19 protein-coding genes are annotated in these 18,418 nt (G+C 59.8%); 13 read left to right on the forward strand and 6 right to left on the reverse strand.

Features of this window, described 5'->3' with window-relative positions; all coding sequences use genetic code 11:
• The first annotated feature begins 58 nt into the window (after window positions 1-58).
• From atpD to ACZ5WW_RS22050, 9 genes are read left to right on the forward strand one after another with little or no spacing between them, the layout of a single operon-like run.
• Complete coding sequence (gene atpD / locus ACZ5WW_RS22010) at window positions 59-1,519, forward strand: F0F1 ATP synthase subunit beta (RefSeq protein WP_377162920.1); 1,461 nt, start codon at window positions 59-61, stop codon at window positions 1,517-1,519.
• A complete protein-coding gene (locus ACZ5WW_RS22015; protein WP_377162922.1) occupies window positions 1,516-1,905 on the forward strand; it encodes a F0F1 ATP synthase subunit epsilon in 390 nt (129 codons plus the stop codon). The genes atpD and ACZ5WW_RS22015 overlap by 4 nt, the downstream gene beginning before the upstream one ends.
• Entirely contained in the window at window positions 1,898-2,248 is a 351-nt protein-coding gene (locus ACZ5WW_RS22020) for an AtpZ/AtpI family protein (RefSeq protein ID WP_377162924.1), read from the forward strand. The genes ACZ5WW_RS22015 and ACZ5WW_RS22020 overlap by 8 nt, the downstream gene beginning before the upstream one ends.
• Window positions 2,238-2,540, forward strand: a complete 303-nt coding sequence (locus ACZ5WW_RS22025; RefSeq protein WP_377162926.1) for an N-ATPase subunit AtpR — start codon at window positions 2,238-2,240, stop codon at window positions 2,538-2,540. Before ACZ5WW_RS22020 ends, ACZ5WW_RS22025 begins: the two co-directional genes overlap by 11 nt.
• On the forward strand, window positions 2,524-3,213 hold the full coding sequence (locus ACZ5WW_RS22030; RefSeq protein WP_377162928.1) for a F0F1 ATP synthase subunit A: 690 nt from the start codon (window positions 2,524-2,526) through the stop codon (window positions 3,211-3,213). The genes ACZ5WW_RS22025 and ACZ5WW_RS22030 overlap by 17 nt, the downstream gene beginning before the upstream one ends.
• Window positions 3,214-3,227: 14 nt before the next feature.
• Window positions 3,228-3,509: a F0F1 ATP synthase subunit C gene (locus tag ACZ5WW_RS22035; protein WP_377162930.1), complete on the forward strand. Its 282-nt coding sequence runs from the start codon at window positions 3,228-3,230 to the stop codon at window positions 3,507-3,509.
• A 4-nt stretch (window positions 3,510-3,513) separates the two neighbouring features.
• Entirely contained in the window at window positions 3,514-4,308 is a 795-nt protein-coding gene (locus tag ACZ5WW_RS22040) for a F0F1 ATP synthase subunit B family protein (protein ID WP_377162932.1), read from the forward strand.
• Window positions 4,305-5,864: an alternate F1F0 ATPase, F1 subunit alpha gene (locus ACZ5WW_RS22045; protein WP_377162934.1), complete on the forward strand. Its 1,560-nt coding sequence runs from the start codon at window positions 4,305-4,307 to the stop codon at window positions 5,862-5,864. Before ACZ5WW_RS22040 ends, ACZ5WW_RS22045 begins: the two co-directional genes overlap by 4 nt.
• Window positions 5,861-6,742, forward strand: coding sequence for a F0F1 ATP synthase subunit gamma (locus ACZ5WW_RS22050; RefSeq protein ID WP_377162936.1), 882 nt, complete (start codon window positions 5,861-5,863; stop codon window positions 6,740-6,742). Before ACZ5WW_RS22045 ends, ACZ5WW_RS22050 begins: the two co-directional genes overlap by 4 nt.
• A 12-nt stretch (window positions 6,743-6,754) precedes the next feature.
• Here ACZ5WW_RS22050 and ACZ5WW_RS22055 read toward each other — a convergent pair whose 3' ends face one another.
• Complete coding sequence (locus ACZ5WW_RS22055; RefSeq protein WP_377162938.1) at window positions 6,755-8,122, reverse strand: sugar transferase; 1,368 nt, start codon at window positions 8,120-8,122, stop codon at window positions 6,755-6,757.
• A 150-nt stretch (window positions 8,123-8,272) separates the two neighbouring features.
• Here ACZ5WW_RS22055 and ACZ5WW_RS22060 point away from each other — a divergent pair, with 150 nt between their 5' ends.
• Genes ACZ5WW_RS22060 through ACZ5WW_RS22075 form a run of 4 tightly spaced genes read left to right on the forward strand, consistent with a single transcriptional unit; the run spans window position 8,273 to window position 13,315 of the window.
• Window positions 8,273-8,920, forward strand: coding sequence for a type I 3-dehydroquinate dehydratase (locus ACZ5WW_RS22060; protein WP_377162940.1), 648 nt, complete (start codon window positions 8,273-8,275; stop codon window positions 8,918-8,920).
• 1 nt (window position 8,921) lies between these two features.
• A complete protein-coding gene (locus ACZ5WW_RS22065) occupies window positions 8,922-9,989 on the forward strand; it encodes a D-alanyl-D-alanine carboxypeptidase family protein (RefSeq protein ID WP_377162942.1) in 1,068 nt (355 codons plus the stop codon).
• A gap of 58 nt (window positions 9,990-10,047) precedes the next feature.
• Window positions 10,048-10,791, forward strand: coding sequence for a platelet-activating factor acetylhydrolase IB subunit (locus tag ACZ5WW_RS22070; protein ID WP_377162944.1), 744 nt, complete (start codon window positions 10,048-10,050; stop codon window positions 10,789-10,791).
• A gap of 37 nt (window positions 10,792-10,828) precedes the next feature.
• Complete coding sequence (locus ACZ5WW_RS22075) at window positions 10,829-13,315, forward strand: c-type cytochrome (protein WP_377162946.1); 2,487 nt, start codon at window positions 10,829-10,831, stop codon at window positions 13,313-13,315.
• An 84-nt stretch (window positions 13,316-13,399) separates the two neighbouring features.
• On the opposite strand, the gene ACZ5WW_RS22080 is transcribed toward ACZ5WW_RS22075, so the two are convergent.
• The 5 genes from ACZ5WW_RS22080 to ACZ5WW_RS22100 all read right to left on the reverse strand — a co-directional run bounded on the left by ACZ5WW_RS22080 (window position 13,400) and on the right by ACZ5WW_RS22100 (window position 18,374).
• Window positions 13,400-13,645 (reverse strand): hypothetical protein, encoded by a 246-nt coding sequence (locus tag ACZ5WW_RS22080; RefSeq protein ID WP_377162948.1) that lies wholly within the window; start codon window positions 13,643-13,645, stop codon window positions 13,400-13,402.
• 91 nt (window positions 13,646-13,736) lie between these two features.
• Window positions 13,737-15,005: a Gfo/Idh/MocA family protein gene (locus ACZ5WW_RS22085; RefSeq protein ID WP_377162950.1), complete on the reverse strand. Its 1,269-nt coding sequence runs from the start codon at window positions 15,003-15,005 to the stop codon at window positions 13,737-13,739.
• 182 nt (window positions 15,006-15,187) lie between these two features.
• A complete protein-coding gene (gene rplQ, locus ACZ5WW_RS22090) occupies window positions 15,188-15,682 on the reverse strand; it encodes a 50S ribosomal protein L17 (protein ID WP_377162952.1) in 495 nt (164 codons plus the stop codon).
• A 45-nt stretch (window positions 15,683-15,727) separates the two neighbouring features.
• Window positions 15,728-16,849, reverse strand: a complete 1,122-nt coding sequence (locus ACZ5WW_RS22095) for a DNA-directed RNA polymerase subunit alpha (protein WP_377162954.1) — start codon at window positions 16,847-16,849, stop codon at window positions 15,728-15,730.
• 202 nt (window positions 16,850-17,051) lie between these two features.
• Window positions 17,052-18,374 (reverse strand): Trx7/PDZ domain-containing (seleno)protein, encoded by a 1,323-nt coding sequence (locus tag ACZ5WW_RS22100; protein ID WP_377162956.1) that lies wholly within the window; start codon window positions 18,372-18,374, stop codon window positions 17,052-17,054.
• Window positions 18,375-18,418: the final 44 nt, after the last annotated feature.

Raw genomic sequence — 18,418 nt, forward strand, 5'->3', positions numbered from 1 at the left:
CATTGCATGCTGGCACATGGGCTGCATGTTTGGCTGAAGACAAGGAACAAAGAACACGATGACCACGCTGAGCTTGGACCTTCAACCGACAACGGACGCTGATCCGACGTCTGCAAACCTGGGCGTGGTCGTCGCGGTGAGGGGCAGTGTGGTGGATGTGCGTTTTGATCGTCATCTGCCGTCCATTCACACCATGCTGCAGGCAGGAGCCGCGGGTGAGATAGTCATCGAGGTGCTGGCGCAGCGTGATGCACGGCATGTGCGCGGCATCGCATTGACGCCCACACAGGGGCTCGCACGCGGCATGCGGGTGGAGGACACCGGCGGCCCATTGAAAGCTCCGGTGGGCAGAGCCCTGCTTTCGCGCATGTTTGATGTGTTTGGCAATGTGATCGACCGGCAGGGACCGCTGACAGGTGCGAAGTGGCGCTCAGTGCACCGTGCGCCGCCTGCTTTGGTGAGGCGCTCCACAAAATCCGAGATCTTCGAGACGGGCATCAAGGTGATCGATGTTCTGGTGCCTCTGGAGCGCGGTGGCAAGGCGGGGCTCTTTGGCGGTGCCGGTGTGGGCAAGACGGTGCTGCTCACTGAAATGATCCACAACATGGTCGGTCATCAGGACGGGGTGAGCATCTTCTGCGGCATCGGCGAGCGCTGCCGTGAAGGCGAGGAGCTGTACCGCGACATGAAAGATGCCGGCGTGCTGCCCAACATGGTGATGGTCTTTGGCCAGATGAACGAGCCGCCGGGCAGCCGCTTCCGGGTGGGACATGCGGCGCTGACGATGGCCGAGTATTTCCGGGATGACGAGCGGCGGGACGTGCTGCTGCTGATGGACAATGTTTTCCGTTTCATCCAGGCGGGCATGGAAGTTTCAGGCCTGATGGGGCAGATGCCTGCGCGTCTTGGCTACCAGCCCACCATGGGCACGGAGCTGTCAGGGCTCGAGGAGCGCATTGCCAACACGGACACGGGGGCCATTACCTCGATCCAGGCAGTGTATGTCCCTGCGGATGATTTCACCGATCCGGCGGCGGTTCACACTTTTTCACATCTTTCTGCTTCGGTCGTGCTCTCCCGAAAGCGGGCCAGCGAAGGGTTGTTTCCGGCCATCGATCCGCTGCAGTCGAGCTCCAAGATGGCAACGCCAGGCATCGTGGGGGAGCGGCACTACCATCTCGCTCAGGAGATCCGGCGCACGCTCGCCCAATACGCGGACCTCAAAGACATCATCGCCATGCTGGGCCTGGAGCAGCTCTCGCCTGAGGACCGCAATGTGGTGGCGCGTGCGCGTCGGCTGGAGCGCTTTCTCACGCAGCCGTTTTTCACCACCGAGCAGTTCACCGGCCATGCGGGCAAGCTGGTCAGCCTTGCGGACGCGCTGGACGGCTGCGAGCGCATCTTGAACGACGAATTCAAAGACTGTCCCGAGAGCGCGCTCTACATGATCGGGACGATCGACGAGGCGAAGGAGAAATGGAAAACTCAACAGGAGGCGAAGCCCGGCAACGAGGTATGAACCTGAAGGTCCTGCTGCCGTTCCAGATTTTCGCCGTCAGAAGCGGTGTGAAGCGCATCGTGGCTGAGACGCGGGAGGGGTCATTTGGGCTGCTGCCACAGCGGCAGGACTGTGTGACAGCCCTGTGCCCCGGCATCCTGGTCTATGAGACAGAGGCGGAGGGGGAGGTTTACATGGCGGTGGATGAGGGAGTGCTGGTGAAGACCGGGCCTGATGTGCTCGTGTCCGTGCATCGTGCCATGGCAGGAAGCAGCCTGGCGAAGCTGCGCGAATCAGTGGAGCAGGAGTTTCTGGAACTGGATGAGGAAGAGCGCAGCGCCCGCTCCGTGATGGCGAAATTAGAAACCGGATTTCTGCGGCGATTTGCCAATTTCAAGCATGCGTAAGCTGCCGCCATCCCCTGAAGCGAAAGGCGAATCCACCCTGGCCGAGCAGGTCGGGGCGAAGGCGACGCGCAAGCTCAGGGCGCGACGCCACTCTGTCTCGCCCGTATGGTTTGGGCTTGGCATGATGGGGCTGGTGGGCTGGTCTGTCGTGGTGCCCACACTGCTCGGAGCTGCTCTGGGCCTCTGGCTGGACAAGCACCACCCTGGAGAGCATTCCTGGACGCTTGCGCTGCTGGTTGCCGGGCTGGTGCTGGGCTGTGCGAATGCCTGGCACTGGATCGACAAAGAGGACAAGGCGATGGGCGAGGAACAAAAAAACAAGGAGGAAAAACATGATGAGTAACCCGCTGCCCCTGGCGCTCTGCGTTGCGGCAGGGGTGCTGCTAGGTTTGATCTTTTACGGAGGCCTCTGGTGGACCGTCCGTCGAGGGCTCAGCTCACCCAGGCCAGCGCGGCTGTTTCTGTGCAGCGCCTTGCTGCGCATGGGGCTTGTGATGGCGGGGTTCTACTTTGTCTCAAACGGCCAGTCGCAGCGCCTGGTGGCCTGTCTGGCGGGTTTCATCATAGCACGTCTGGCCGTGACCTGGCTGACACGCGGAAAACAAAAGGAGGATCATCATGCGCCTGAGTCCTGATGAAATGATTTTCTGGCAGCATGGCTGGTTCAAGCTGAACGGGACCATTGTCTTCACCTGGGGCATCATGCTGCTGCTGGCCGTGGGGGCGCGGCTCATCACACGCCGTCTCACCACGGAGCATGAGCGCTCACGCTGGCAGAACCTGCTGGAGATTGTCGTCACGGCGATGCAGCAGCAGATCAAGGACGTGGGGTTGCCGCAGCCGGAGAAATTCATCGGCTTTCTTGGCACCTTGTTCCTGTTTGTAGCCACGGCTGCGCTTTGCACGGTCATTCCAGGGTATGAACCGCCAACGGGGTCGCTCTCCACCACGGCTGCACTGGCGGTGTGCGTGCTTATTGCGGTGCCGCTGTATGGCATCTCAGACCAAGGGCTGAGAGGCTATTTCAAATCCTACATGGAGCCGACGGTGGTCATGCTGCCGTTCAACATCATCAGCGAGGTGTCGCGTACCCTGGCGCTCGCTGTGCGCCTGTTTGGCAACATGATGAGCGGTGCGATGATCCTGGCCATTTTGCTGACGATCACCCCCTTTCTGTTTCCCATTTTGATGATCCTGCTTGGGCTGCTCACGGGCATGGTGCAGGCCTACATCTTCAGCATTCTCGCCGCCGTGTACATTGCGGCGGCCATCAGCACTCATGAATTGAAAGCATCTGCCAAAACTTAACCTCCGAACCTACCATGGATGACACCACCCTCATAGCCGTAGCCTCCATCATCACCGCAGGGCTCACCACCAGCTTTGGCTGCATGGGGCCGGCCTTTGCCGAAGGCAGGTCCGTTGCCACGGCGCTGACCTCGCTCGCACAGCAGCCGGACGCCTCTGCGACCATCACGCGCACCTTGTTTGTCGGCCTCGCCATGATCGAGTCCACGGCCATCTACTGCTTTGTGGTCTCGATGATCCTGATCTTCGCCAATCCGTTCTGGAATCATTTCATCACGCAAACCGTCGCCAAGTAACATCATGCTCATAGACTGGTTCACCGTCGGTGCGCAGACACTGAACTTCCTCATCCTGGTGTGGCTGATGAAGCGCTACCTTTACCAGCCTGTGCTCCAAGCCATTGATGCGCGGGAGAAGCGCATCGCCGCGCAGATCGCGGATGCGGCCGCGAAGGAGGCTGCGGCAAACCAGGAGAAGGAGGAGTTTCAGCGCAAGAATGCGGAGTTTGAGCTGCGGCGTGCGGACATGATGGGCAGGGCGGCTTATGACGCTAAGGCGGAGCACCGGCGGTTGCTCGAGGAAGCACGCCGCGCTGCAGATGCCCTCAGCGTCCGTCAGGGCGAACTGCTGCGTAGTGAGGCTAAAACGCTGCATGAATCCATAGCCCGAAGAACTCAGGAGGAGGTGTTTGCCATTGCCAGAAAGACACTGACGGATCTTGCCGGAGTGAGCCTCGAGGAGCGGATGACGGCGGTGCTGTCCGAGCGTCTGCTGGCGATGGATGATGCGGAGCGGCGCAGGCTGGCAGAAGCCATGGAAAAAACCGAGGAGCCTGCGCTCATCCGCAGCGCATTCGAGCTTCCTTCAGAGCAGCGCCGTATCCTGCAACAGGCCGTCAATGCGGCCTTCCCTGCCTGCAAGTCTCTGCGGTTTGAAGCCGCGCCGGAGATTGTCAGCGGCATTGAGCTCAGTGCAGGCGGGCAGAAAGTCGCATGGAGCATTGCCGACTATCTGGCCAGCCTGGAGAAAGGTGTGGATGAAATTCTGGCGAAGGCTGCAGTGTCCGCCAAAGACTCTGAGAAGACCCCTGTATGAATGCGGTGCCTGAAAATTTGAGCGGTGTTTTTGACCACGTGTTCACGTGCATGTGCCGGGCGCGTGAATCTCTGGCTCCGCGGCTTTCGCTGCACGAGGTGGGCACCATCACGAATGTCTCCACCGGCATCGCCAAAGTTTCAGGACTGCCCGGCGTTGGCTTTGATGAGTTGCTCGAATTTTCCGGCGGTGTCTCGGGCATTGCCTTCAATCTGGATGAGGACGAAGTCGGCGTGGTCCTGCTCGGTGATTACGCGGATCTTCGCGCGGGTGATGAAGTGCGGAGGACCGGACGTGTCATGGACGTGGCCGTTGGCGAAGGGTTGCTCGGCCGTGTCATTGATCCACTCGGGAAGCCACTGGATGGTCTGGGCACAGTGGCTGGCAGCGCACGTCTTCCCGTGGAACGCCCGGCCGTTCCCATCATGGAGCGTGCGCCAGTCACTGTTCCGCTGCAGACGGGACTCAAGGTGGTCGATGCTCTGATTCCCATCGGCCGCGGGCAGCGTGAGCTTATTGTGGGAGACCGCCAGACTGGGAAGACGGCCATCGCTCTGGACACCATCCTGAACCAGCGAGGCAAGGATGTGCTGTGCGTTTACTGTGCTATCGGACAGCGTGCTTCCGCCGTGGCGAAAGGCATCGCAGTTCTGCGTGAGCACGGGGCCATGGAGTACACCGTTGTCGTGGTGGCCGAGGGCAGTGATCCTTCGGGGCTTGCCTTCGTCGCTCCCTATGCTGCCACGAGCATCGCCGAGCACTTCATGGAGCAGGGAAGGGACGTGCTGATCGTCTATGACGACCTCACGCAGCATGCGCGTGCTTACCGTGAGCTTTCGCTGCTGCTGCGCAGGCCGCCAGGACGTGAGGCCTTTCCTGGGGACATCTTTTACATTCATTCGCGCCTGCTGGAGCGCGCCACCCATTTGTGTGAAGAACGCGGTGGTGGCTCGCTCACTGCGCTGCCCATCATCGAGACCGAGGCTCAGAACATCTCTGCGTACATTCCGACCAATCTGATCTCCATCACAGATGGACAGATTTACCTCTCCCCCTCGTTGTTCGAGCTGGGTGTGCTGCCGGCGGTGGATGTGGGCAAATCTGTGTCACGTGTCGGTGGCAAGGCCCAGCGTGCCACCTACCGAGCCGTGGCCGGAGATCTGAAGCTGGCCTACGCACAGTTTGAAGAGCTTGAGACCTTCGCGCGGTTTGGTGCGCGACTGGATGCAGCCACACGCAAGACGATCGAGCACGGACGGCGCATCCGTGCTTGTTTGAAGCAGGCTGAAAGCGCGCCGGTGCCGGTGCCCGCGCAAATCGTCGTGCTTCTGGCCCTGACGGCGGGTTTGTTTGACGAAGTGGCTTTGGAGAAAATGACGGAGGCCCAGCTCGCGGTGCAGGCCGCGGCTGAAGGTATTCCTGCCCAGATCGCTGCCCTGTTCGAAAGCGACCGCAAGCTTCTCGATGCAGAGCGCGAAATAATCATCGGCATTGCCCGTGAGGCGCTGAAGCCCTTCCTGCCAGAACAAAAGAACCAACCCGTCAGCCAGGCATGAGTGACACGACTGCCAGCCTGCAGCGCCAGATCAGCAGTGCGCGTGAGCTGCAGTCCGTCGTGCGCACCATGAAGGCGCTGGCTGCGTCGAGCATCGGCCAGTATGAGCAGTCGGTGAAAGCGCTGGCAGACTACTGGCGCACGGTTGAGCTGGGACTCAGCGTCTGCCTGCGTCAGGGAGAGCGCTCTCCTGAGAGCCGGCGTTCAAACCAGGGCGGCGCTATCGGCGCCATCGTGTTCGGTTCAGATCAGGGGCTGGTGGGGCAGTTCAATGACATCATTGCCGACTATGCCATCCGGACGCTTGCTTCGCTGCCAGGCAGGCCGCAGGTCTGGGCGGTGGGAGAGAGAGTTCACGCCAGACTCTCTGACGCAGGGCTCGCCATGGCAGGCCGTTTTGCCGTGCCCAACTCCGTCCAAGCTATCACACCTCTCATTGCGCAGATTCAGATCCAAAGCGAGGCACGAATGACCTTTGGCGGGAATGAGCAGGTGTATCTTTTTCACAACCATCCGCAGTCTGGCGCGCTGTACGAACCCGTGAGCCAGCGCCTGCTGCCGCTGGATGAAGTCTGGCAGAAGGAACTGACGAAGGTGCCATGGCCCACGCAGATCCTGCCGGAAGTGCTCAACGAGCTGCCTGCGACGCTGCGCTCACTCATTCGCGAGTACCTTTTCATCTCACTTTTTCGGGCCTGTGCCGAATCTCTGGCCAGTGAAAATGCGAGCCGTCTGGCCGCGATGCAGCGAGCAGAAAAGAACATCGACGAACTGCTGGAGCACCTCCATGGCAGCTACCACCGTCTGCGCCAGAGCTCGATCGACGAGGAGCTGTTTGACGTCGTCTCGGGTTATGAAGCCCTGGGGAAAAAGCGGTAGAAGCGTGCGAACTCAGCTGGCGCCGATGCCGCGAATCACAGCGGGCAGAGTCTGCGCGAGGATTTGCAGATCAAGCCAGAAGGACCAGTTGTCGATGTACTTCAGATCCAGAGCCACCCACTCCTCGAAGTTTTTGATGCCGTTGCGGCCCGTCACCTGCCAGAGGCATGTCAGGCCAGGTTTCACGCTGAGGCGGCGGCGCTGCGCATGCTTCTCGATGCGCTGGATTTCATACACGGGCAGCGGGCGCGGACCCACGAGGCTCATCTCCCCGCGCAGCACATTGATGAGCTGCGGAAGTTCATCGATGCTGGTGCGGCGCAGCCAGCGGCCAAAGGCGAAGATGCGCGGGTCATTGGTGATCTTGAAGACGGGGCCGTCCATCTCATTGTGCGCCTCCAGTTCCTGGCGTTTTGCCTCTGCACCCTGGTGCATGGTGCGGAATTTCCACATGATGAAGGGTTTGCCATAGAGGCCTGCGCGCTCCTGCCTGAAGAAGACCGGCCCGCGGGAATTGAAGCGAATGCCGAGAACAGCCACCAGCCACAGCGGCAATGATAAAAGGAGCAGAATGAGCGCCCCGACACGGTCCACGATGGCCTTGAACAGCAGCTCCCACGAGGCCTGTGGCGTGGAGTGAAAGACCAGCATGAGGCGCCCTCCGAGCACGTCAAAGGTCGGACGTGCGATGGCTGTCTGGAAAAAGTCCGCCGCGATCCAGGCCTCCACGCCTTCCGTTTCGCAGGCCTGCACCGCTTCTTCTATCTTGCTGAAGTGCACATGCTGAGCGGCAAAAAGCACACGGCTGATGGAGTGCGCATGCAGGGCTGCGACAAGATCGGAAATCGGGCTCTGCATGATGTCAATCTGTCCGACGACCTCGATCTCGGCACGTTGCTCGGAGGTCATGTTGGCCAGAAAGGCCGCCAGATCTGCCTGCGCGCCAGCGATGATGACGCGCTCGCGGCCTTTGCCTGAAGCCATCTGCCTGCGCAGGATTTCACGCTGCCAGGCCTCGCGCAGCAGCAGTGAGAGGGCTCCGAGCGCCACAGAAAAAACGACCACAGCACGGCTCTCGACGGACCACTTGAAGAAGACGATGCAGAAGGCAATGAACATGCCGATGATGACCAGGGCCTCAGCCAGCTGGCGTATAGAGCGCCCGGGTGTTTTGTTGTAGATGTTGGAATAAAACCCGCGTGCCTCCAGAACGATGGGCGTGAAAGGGGCTACGACCGCAACGACCCAGTAAAACTTCTCCATGGGCGGAATCTGCACGGCATCGGGAAAGAAGACTGGCACCAAGTCTGCACGCAAAAAATGACCGAACCACAGGCAGAACGCCAGCAGTGCGCTGTCCAGCAGTTCAGTCAGCTGCAAATTGATTTCTTGCTTCCGGCCCAGCATAATGAGGAGTAAGATGCTAAATCTTGTTCACATTTATTAAAATTATATTCCGCCTAGCCAATGGCTCAACTTGTTTCCTCTAAAAACCTGCTTTTCTCCTCCCGGCCACTTGCGGTTGGAGTTGTGTCCGATTCAGCAGCTTTCACGCACTTCACCTCGATCGACAACGCTGCGCGGGCGAATTTGTGTGATGTGGCGGAACTCCGTCTGGACCAGCTGCAAATGCCTGCGGAGGAACTGCGAGCTGCACTGGCAGGCAACAGCCTGCCGCTGCTGCTCACGGCGCGGCATCCGGCGGAGGGCGGACAGGCACCGGAGGATGCGGCGGCGCGGGCGGCAATGCTCGAGCCTTTGCTGGATATCGCAACGCTGATCGACCTCGAGCTTCGCAGTGCTACGCAGATGCAGGGTACGATCCAAAAAGCGCGGGCGGCAGGTGTGCCGGTGGTCGGCTCATTCCATGACTTTCAGGCTACGCCGGCGGATGAAGTGCTGAACGGGGCGGTGAATTTTGCGCAGCAGGCGGGGTTGGATGCGGTGAAGATCGCCACGTATCTGAACACGCAGGAGGATCTGATCCGTCTCATGAAGCTGGCGGGGCAGACCCACCGGCTGCGGGTTTCTGTGATGGGCATGGGGCCGTGGGGGCGTGTTTCACGGCTGGTGCTGGCTAAATGTGGCAGCCTGTTGAATTACGGCTTTATTGGTGCTTCGAATGCTCCAGGACAGTGGCCAGTCGCCCGCCTGAAAGAACTCCTCGCTGAACTCTGAAATGATCTCCCCCCGCCAGTCCCGCCCTCTCCGCCATGCCGTCCTGTCCGGTCTCCTCTGCCTTTCCATTTCGGGCTGCGGAGACCCCAAGCGTGAGCAGCAGCTGCAATGGCGTGAGGAGGAGGTGGAGGCGAAGGCCGCTGCGATTGCGAAACGGGAGCATGAATTTGCCGCCGAGAAGCAGATGATCGCGCAGGCGAAGGCGGATGTCGCCGCGCGGGAGGCTGCGGTCGCGCAGCTGAAGCATCGGCTGGAAACTCAGCTTGCCGAGGAGATTGAGAGAACGAAGAAAGTCCGCCGTGAGATCGAGATCAAAAATCTCCGGGGCTCCATTCCGCAGATCACCGCCGGGCGCTGCATCGTCATCGATCCTGAAAACGATGATGTGCTGTTTGAAAAGAGCCCGGATCTGCGTGGCGCCATCGCCAGCACGACGAAAATCATGACCGGCCTGCTCATTGTGGAGGCGGGAGATCTGGACAAAGTCGTCACCATTGAGCTGGCGGACACGCAGTGCGCCCCGGTGCGCATCGGCCTCAAGGTGGGGGAGACGTACACCCGCCGTCAGCTTTTGACAGCGATGCTGGTGAAGAGCTCCAACGATATCGCGCAAGCGCTCGCGCGGGACAATGCAGGCAGCGTGGCCGCCTTTGCCAAAAAAATGGACGCCCGTGCACAGGCGCTTGGCCTGAAGAACACGCATTTTGTCAATCCCCACGGGCTGCCATCACTCACCGACGAGGATCCTTACTCCACGGCGCGTGATCTGGCGATGATCGCCAAGGCGGCTGACAAGCTGCCTGATATCCGGGCGATTGTGAAGCTGCAGAGCTTTAAATTCACCAAGCCCGACGGCAAATCCATTGATCTGGCCAACACCAACCGCGTGCTGCGCTCCGCCAGCTACTGCGACGGCATGAAAACGGGCTACACCGAAGCTGCAGGCTACTGCCTGGTGGCCACCGGGGAGCGCAACGGCCGCCGCCGCATTGTGGTGATACTCAACGACAGCCACGAAGGTGTCTGGCGTGATGCCCAGGCACTGCTCGACTGGGCGCTAAAGGCGTGAAATAACATTCGCGGCTTGCGAGTTTCATGGCTTCCCGGCATCATCGCCGCCACTGACCATGAAACTCCGCACCCTCTTGCTCGCCTCCCTCTGTGTCGCCGCCACCAGCTTTGCTGAAACGGCCAAGAATCTTGCCATCGACCCCAAGCCACGTGAGGGCGGATGGATGAAGCGCCATGAAAGCTTCAACGCCATTTCCAAAAAGGGAGAGGCGCAGCTGGTGTTTCTGGGCGACTCGATCACACAGGGCTGGGAAAAAAATGGCAAGGAGGTCTGGGAGAAAACCTGGGCACCGCTGAAAGCGGCGAATTTTGGCATTGGCGGCGACCGCACCGAGCATGTGATCTGGCGGCTGCAGAACGGGAACTTTGACGGCATCAAGCCCCGGCTTGTGGTGCTCATGATCGGCACCAACAACACCGGGCATCAGGGCCGCCCTGCCGCCGAACATGGCGGTGTGGTCTATGCCAGCAGCGCCGAGCAGACCGCCGAGGGCGTGAAGATGATCCTCGACATTCTGGGCAAAAAACTGCCGGAGACAAAGGTGCTGGTGCTGGGCATCTTTCCACGCGGAGCCACCAAGGAAGATGCGATGAGAAAACAGAACGTCGCCACGAACAACCTCATCTCCGGCTTCGCCGACGGTAAACGTGTCTTCTACATGGACATCGGCAACACCTTCCTGCAGCCCGACGGCACGCTGCCCAAGGAGATCATGCCCGACCTGCTCCACCTCAGCGCCCAGGGCTACCAGATGTGGGCCGACGCCATCGAAGGCAAGGTCAAGGAACTCATGAAGTAGTTCGGAGCAAGGCTGCCAGTTTCATCATTATCCAACCATGAAAATCATTCTCCTTCCTCTTCTGCTCTGCGCGACGGCGTCGTTCGCTCAGCTGGCGGATCAAGCAACACCGGCCGACAAGGTCAAGATCGCCAAAGGATTCAAAGTGGAGCTGCTCTACTCCGTGCCGAAGGAGCAGGAAGGCTCCTGGGTGTCCATGACTCAGGATGACAAAGGTCGCCTGATTTGCAGCGACCAGTATGGCGCGCTGTATCGCATCACGCCTCCTGCGCTCAGGGGCAGCCCGGGTGAGACGAAGGTGGAAAAGCTCAGCGTGGACTTCGGGCACTGCCAGGGGCTGCTGTATCATGCAGGGGCGCTGTATGGTGTGGTGAACGATGAGGCCTACCAAGGGCGAGGCCTGTACCGCTGCAAGGACACGAATGGCGATGACCAGTTCGACAAGGTGGAGATGCTGCGCTCCTTCCCCGGCAAGGCGGGTGAGCACGGACCGCATGGCGTCATTGCCTCGCCGGATGGTCAAAGCCTGTACGTGATGTGCGGCAATCAGACGCCCGAGCCGAGCTGCGAGACCAGCCGCGTGCCGCGCCACTGGTCGGAAGACCAGCTCTACCCCATGCTGCTGGGGCGTGGCTTCATGCGTGATGTGCTGGCTCCCGGTGGTTGGATGGCGAAGACCGACCTTGATGGCAAGAAGTGGGAGCTGGTGAACACCGGCACCCGCAACACCTACGACATCGCCATGAACCGCAGTGGAGACATCTTCGGCTTTGACGCGGACATGGAGTGGGACACCGGCATGCCATGGTACCGCCCCACCCGTGTGTGCTTCATGCAGAGCGGTGGTGAGTTTGGCTGGCGCACTTGCAGCAAGAAATGGCCTGTGCGCTGGGAGGACAGCCTGCCGCCGGTGGTGGACATCGGCCCAGGTTCGCCCACGGGTGTGGCCTTTGGCTATGGAGCTAAGTTTCCTGCCAAGTATCAGGAGGCGCTTTACATTTGCGACTGGAGCTATGGCAAAATGTATGCCGTGCATCTTTCGCCGAACGGCGGAGGTTATACGGGCGTGACTGAGGAGTTCATGAGTGCTTCGCCGCTGCCGCTGACAGACATTGAAGTCTCGAAAAAAGACGGGGCGATGTATGTGAGCGTTGGCGGGCGCAAGGTGCAGTCGGGACTTTATCGGGTGACTTATGTGGGTGGAGACAGCGGAAAGAATGATGCCGCTGCTGAAAGTGACAATGCAACGGCGAAGGCACGTCAGGAGTTGGAAAGCTATCATGCCAGACAGGATGCCAAAGCTGTGGAGGCCGCCTGGCCGCACCTTGGCTCTCCGGACCGCAATCTGCGCTTTGCCGCCCGTATTGCGCTGGAGCACCAGCCCATCGCCTCATGGAAGGACAAGGCGCTGAACGAATCCAATCCACGTGCCGCACTGACGGCGCTCATGGCACTGGCCCGCAGCAGCGGTGGAGACAAGGCGCTGCAGCCGCAAATCATTGCCGCACTGAACAAGATTGACTTCAAGGCGCTTAAAGGCCTGGATCGTGTGACGCTGATCCGTGACTACATGCTGGCCTTCACGCGCATGGGAGAGCCGGATGCAGCGGGCAAGGAAGAGCTGATCAAGCATCTTGCGCCGCTGTTCCCCACGAATGATCCAGCCCTGAACCGTGATCTGTGCGAGGTGCTGGTCTATCTGGGAGACTCAGGCATCGTGGCCAAGGCTGAGCCGCTGGTGAATGGCTCGCCCACCCAGGAGGAGCAGATCGACTACGCCCGCATTCTTCGATTTGCCAAGTCTGGCTGGACGAAGGAGCTGCGCGCAGATTACTTCCGCTGGTTCCTGCGGGCTGCGAACTACAAAGGCGGGGCGTCGTTTGACCTCTTCATCGGTGAGATCAAGCAGAACGCGTTGTCCACGATGACGGAGGAGGAAAAGCTGGCCATCAAGGACGTGCTGGATGCGAAGCCGGAGGCCAAGGCGCCGAGCTTCTCGGTAAAGCCGATGCAGTTTGTCAAAGCCTGGACTTTGGATGAGCTTAGCAAGTCGCTGGGGGTTGGCCTGGAGGGCAACCGTAACTTTGCCAATGGGCGCAACATGTTTGGTGCGGCGACCTGCTTTGCCTGCCACCGTTTTAACAACGAGGGCGGTGCTGTGGGACCTGACCTGACCAGTGTGGCCGGCAAGTACAGCCCGAGAGACCTGCTGGAGCATATCCTGGAGCCCAGCAAGGAGATCAGCGACCAGTATGGCAGCACTGTTTTCACCATGCAGGATGGCAGCAAGGTGATCGGACGCATCGCCAACATGAAGGAGAACAACATGATGGTCTGCACCAACATGATGGACCCCAACAACTTCACCAATGTGGATGCCCGTAAAGTTGTGAAAACGGAAGAGAGCAAAATCAGCATGATGCCACCGGGACTGCTGTTCATGCTCAAGGAGGATGATATCCTTGACCTTATGGCCTATCTGCTGAGCAAGGGGAATCCAGAGGACCCGATGTTTACGAAATAACTTCCGGCTCCGCTAACTTCAGCCAATAAACAGGCCCCAGTTCTTGCGAACTGGGGCCTTTGTTTTGAGAGAGTTAAGCTGGAATTACTTGGCTTTCTTTTCTGCCGGAGGGCCTTCGCCCTTCTGCTTGGCCCAGCGCTTGCGCTGAGCGTCAGCGATCTTCTTGCGCGCTGCGGCGGACATCACCCGCTTCTTTTTGCCGGGCTTGCCTGCCGCCGAAGGGGACTCGGTGGAGGGACTTGCCAGCAGCTCCGCCAGCTCCTGCTGCATGGTTTCAATTTTTTCCTGGAGGACAGCGGCGCGGCGAAGTTGAGAAGATGACAGAATCATTTGTTTTATTTATCGGGGTACAAATACGTGTTTATGAAAAACTTAGTTTAAAGTCAAGTTTAGAAGTTAGCGTTATATACCCTTATATGACCTAGAGAGCCTTGTCGTAAATGCTTTGAAATACCTCGGTGGAATTTGGGTCTATGATAGTTATACCTTTCTGATCAAACCGTGCGGTGACCGTGGCACCTTTGCCTTCCTGCATGTATTTCCAGTTGAGATCCCGAACTCGGGCGGCGGCGTCCACAATAGCGCAGGTGATGCGGGCTTCTTCAGCCGTTGGGTAGAGAGCCGCCACGGCATCCCGTGACTCATTGGCAAACTTGACCCGGCAGATAGCCACAAGACCAACTGTCAGACTATCGACTCCATAACCGATGTAACCTTTGCTGCCATCTGGGCGAGATACTTCACGGGTGAAGTGATTATTGCTCGTGCGTGAGCCGCCTCCTTGGTTCCACCAGCGGAAACCGCGATATTGCTGGTCACTTTCGACTTTGCCGTCCGCGCCGACTATTTCGTGACCTTGGTTTACCGGACCTTCGAAGTCGGCAGGGGTAACCCAATTATTGTGGAAGTTAATCGACATACCGTTGTCGAAATCAACGCGGACCTGGACTGCGTCGAAAGCATTGATGCCATCGCGAACCAGACGTTTTTTCTGGCCCACGGCAGTTAGTGAAACCGGCTTGCTGTGGTAATAGCTCCAGATCAGGTCTGTCCAATGGGGGCCGACGTAGCTGAAGGGGTCGCTGCTTTCCACCCACTTGAAGGTGCTGGTGCTGACTTCGAGCGGTTCCTCAAGATAGGCGGTGCCATAGAGCGGTGCGCCGATGCGGTTCTGAATGTCATCGCGTATGCGCAGGTGATCGGGGTCGTAGCGCTTGTGCATGTCCACGGCGACAATGAGATTCCTGGCTTTGGCCGCGGCAATGATTTCATCTGATTCCTGGATCGACAGGCACATGGGCTTCTCGGTCAGGACATGCACCCCTTTGGCCAGCGCAGCGAGAATCGGCTGCGTATGAAGATGATCCGGGGTGGCGACGGCCATCACATCGAGGTCTGGAAAGGCCGCCAGGATGTCATCCCACGGGGCATCGCCATGGAAGGCGCGAGGTTCGTGGCCGGTGAGCTCCTTGAAGGCCGCCGCAGCTTTGAGTGCTGACTTTTCGCTGCGGGTGGCGACGGCGACGAGATCAAATTTCACTCCGGCGAGTTCGCGCGAATATTTGTCGAGGCCGACACGTGCCAGCTGGCCTGCGATGCCGAAGCGCTGCAGGTCCGCATATGCGCGTGCGTGAACATCTCCGCCGAACATGCCGGCGCCAACGAGAGCGATTTTGATAGTGGATTCCATGGTGGGGCTCATGGAACGCGAAGTCAGGCGGCATGCAACACGGCATGCTGGTACATGAGTGCCGGTTTCCCATGCTTTGGTGAGCGAGCCAAAAGCAGCCGTCGGACAGACGGCGCGGACATAAAAAAGCGCGGGAGTCTTGCGACTCCCGCGCGGGATGATTCCTTGGTCAAAGGGCCTGCTTATTCAGCAGCGGCTTCTTTCTTCTTTGGAGCGGCCTTCTTTTTTGCCGGGGCTTTTTTCTTCGGAGCAGCGGCTTCTTCAGTGGCCACGGGTTCGGCGGCAGCTTCTGGCGCGGGTGCGGCAGCAGCCTTGGGCACGTAGGCGTCCACCCACTCGATGTAGGCCATCGGAGCGGAGTCGCTACGGCGCTGGCCGAGCTTGGTGATGCGGGTGTAGCCACCGACGCGGTCCTTGGAGGCCACGGCGATCTCTTCGAAGAGCTTCTTCACCATGTCTTTGTGACGAAGGGAGGAGAGAGCGGTGCGGCGTGCGTGGAGGGTGCCGCGCTTGCCGAGGGTGACGAGCTTCTCAGCGTAGGGGCGGAGAGCCTTGGCCTTGGCGAGTGTGGTGCGAATCCGGCGGTGCTCGATGAGGGAGCAGGTGAGATTCATGAGCAGCGCGTCGCGGTGATCCTGTTTGCGCTGAAGTTTGACGATTTTTCTTCCGTGTTTCATGTCCTAAATGCTAACTAAATGTGTCTTCTGTTTACCTTTGATTGATTACTCGTCTTCGTCGTCGGCGTCTGGCAGATGGCTGTCCACCAGCTTGCTGAAGTCGAGGGAGTCGGCTTCTTCATCGTCGTCGCCGATCATGCTGCTGCGGGCAAGGAGGGAGACACCGCCGGGGGTGGCCTCAAGCAGCGCTGGATCGAACTTCATGCCGAGAGAGAGACCAAGCTCTGCGAGCTTTTCCTTGATCTCGGTGAGGGACTTCTTGCCGAAGTTGCGGTAACGAAGCATTTCGCCTTCGGTCTTCATGGCCAGCTGGCCGACGCTGGTGATGTTGGCGTTGTTGAGGCAGTTGGCGGCGCGGACGGAGAGCTCGATTTCGTTGACGCTCATGTTCAGGAGCTTGCGCAGCTCGCTGTTTTCCTCGCTCTGGGCTTCCGGTGCGGCTTCGAACTCGATGGCCTTGTCGTCGTAGTTGACGAAGACATCGAGGTGGTGGCGAAGGATGGCGGCGGACTGGAGGAGGGCGTCCTGCGGGGTGATGCGGCCGTCTGTCCAGATGTCGAGCACCAGCTTGTCGTAGTCCGTGTTCTGGCCGACGCGGGTGTTTTCCACGGCGTACTTCACGCGGGTGACGGGGCTGTAGATGGAGTCGATCGGGATGACGCCGATGGGGGTGTCAACGCGCTTGTTTTCCTCCCAGGTGGAGAAGCCACGGCCGACGCGCACTTCGAATTCGCATTCGAACTTGGTCTTGCGGTCCAGCGTGCAGATGACGAGGTCCTTGTTGATGACTTCGTAGTGGTTGTCTTCCTTGATGTCGCCAGCGGTGACGGCACCTTCCTTGTCGGCAATGATCGAAAGAAGGCGGGGCTCCTTGGCGTCGCTGTGATGCTTGAAGCGTACCTTCTTCAGGTTCAGAATGATCTGAACGACGTCTTCGAGCACACCCGGGAGGGTGGTAAACTCGTGCTCAGCACCGCGGATTTTCACGGAAGTGATGGAGGCTCCTTCAAGGGAGGAGAGGAGGACACGGCGGAGGGAGTTCCCGATCGTATGACCATAACCTTTGTCGAAAGGTTCGGCAGTGAACTGGGCGTAGGTTTCGGTGGCCGTGGCCTCGTTTTTCACAAGGCGGCTGGGCATCTCGAATCGAGCAAGACGTACTGACATAGGATTTGTGTTAACACTAACGGCCGGGTTACCTCCGGGCGAGAACCCTGCACATCTCGAAGAGAGGCAGGCGCGGAGACCAACGGCGAATAAATGACGACTCGCAGGGGGCGTGGAGTATGGAAGCCGGTCTTTGGAATGCAACCGGGAATTTCAGGGGGGGCGTGAGCGTGAGATGGCCCTGAAACTCAAGGGATCTTAACTATTGTTGAGGCAGTTTGAACTCCAGCCGTTCCTGCCCCCGGAGCACGACGGCGGGGATTTTTTCCCCCGGGAGGTGGTGCTGCAGCAGGTGGCCGATGAGGGCGCTTTCGGTGAGGCGCTGCTTCTGGTCCCCGACCTGGATGATGATGTCGTCCTTCTTGAAGCCTTCCTTTTTGGCGGCAGAATGGGGGCCGTACTCGCCCACATGGAAGACGCGCATGGCCATCTGGGATTTGTCCAGGCCCAGGGTGGTGCGTTCCTCATCGGGAACGTCATCCATTTTCATGCCGCCAAAGGCCATGGCCCGCATGGGCCAGGTGCCGACGCGCTTGCCGATGTCTGACTTCAAACGCCAGCCTGCGGGCAGATCGAGGGTGACGGCGGTTTCCTTTCCGCTCCGCACGATGGTGGCTGGGAGGGAACCCGAGTCGGGGGAGCGATGGAGCGCCCAGCTGACGTCGGCGATGGAGACGAGGGGCTGGCCGGCGAGGTGGGTGAAGATGTCGCCGGCCTGGATTCCGGCAGCATTGGCGGCGGAGCCGTCTGCCACGGCCTCGACTTTGGCAATTTCATCTGTGGCGAGGGTGATGCCGAGTGTCTCGATGGATGGCTGCGGGTAGATCCATTCGACGGGCACCGGCTGGTTTTGACTGCGGTGGTAGGCCCGGAAGGCGTCGCCGATCATGTGGCAGTGGACGCAGCTGGCCACGACCTTGCCGCTCCAGTCGAGCTTGCTCTGGTATTTGCCCGCGAGTGCGGGAAACTCGATGGGCGTCTGGTAGGGTGTGGGGCCGCCCTGCTTGCCGCTGAGGACGGCCCGGTTGGCGGGATAGCCCTTGTGGATGGCCAGCCCGGCCTCGAGCGCCTTGCTGAAGCTGGCGGTGGTTTTGTTCAGCGGGTCCTTTTGATGTGTCCAGGAGCCAAAGCGGCCGTAGATGGTGCCGTCGCCGTTGAAGAGGATGGCCGAAAAGGAGAGGTCGTAGTCAAACTGGAAACGGGAGAGGTCGAGTGCGTTGGCGTTGATGATGCGGACGCAGACGAACTGATCGAGCAGGGGAGCGAGCTCCCGCTCCTCGAGAACGCTGGCGTCTATGCCGGCGCAGGACATGCAGGGGAGGCAGCGGAGCACTACGAGCAGCGGTTTGCCGGTGGCCTTGGCCAGGCGGAAGCCGCTGTCGATGTCGTTCCAGTTCCAGCGGGGATCGTTTTCCAGGCGGGCTTTGTCCCCACGCACCGCACCTTCGCGGTCTTTGACAGTGGCAGCTGGGGCCCAGACGGCAAGGGCTGCAAGCAGGGTGGCGATGAGCGGGAGGGGCTGCATGGAGGCATTCTGCCAAGAGGGCAGGGGCAATGACAAGCCGGGAA

The sequence above is a fragment of the Prosthecobacter fluviatilis genome, from assembly GCF_055388355.1.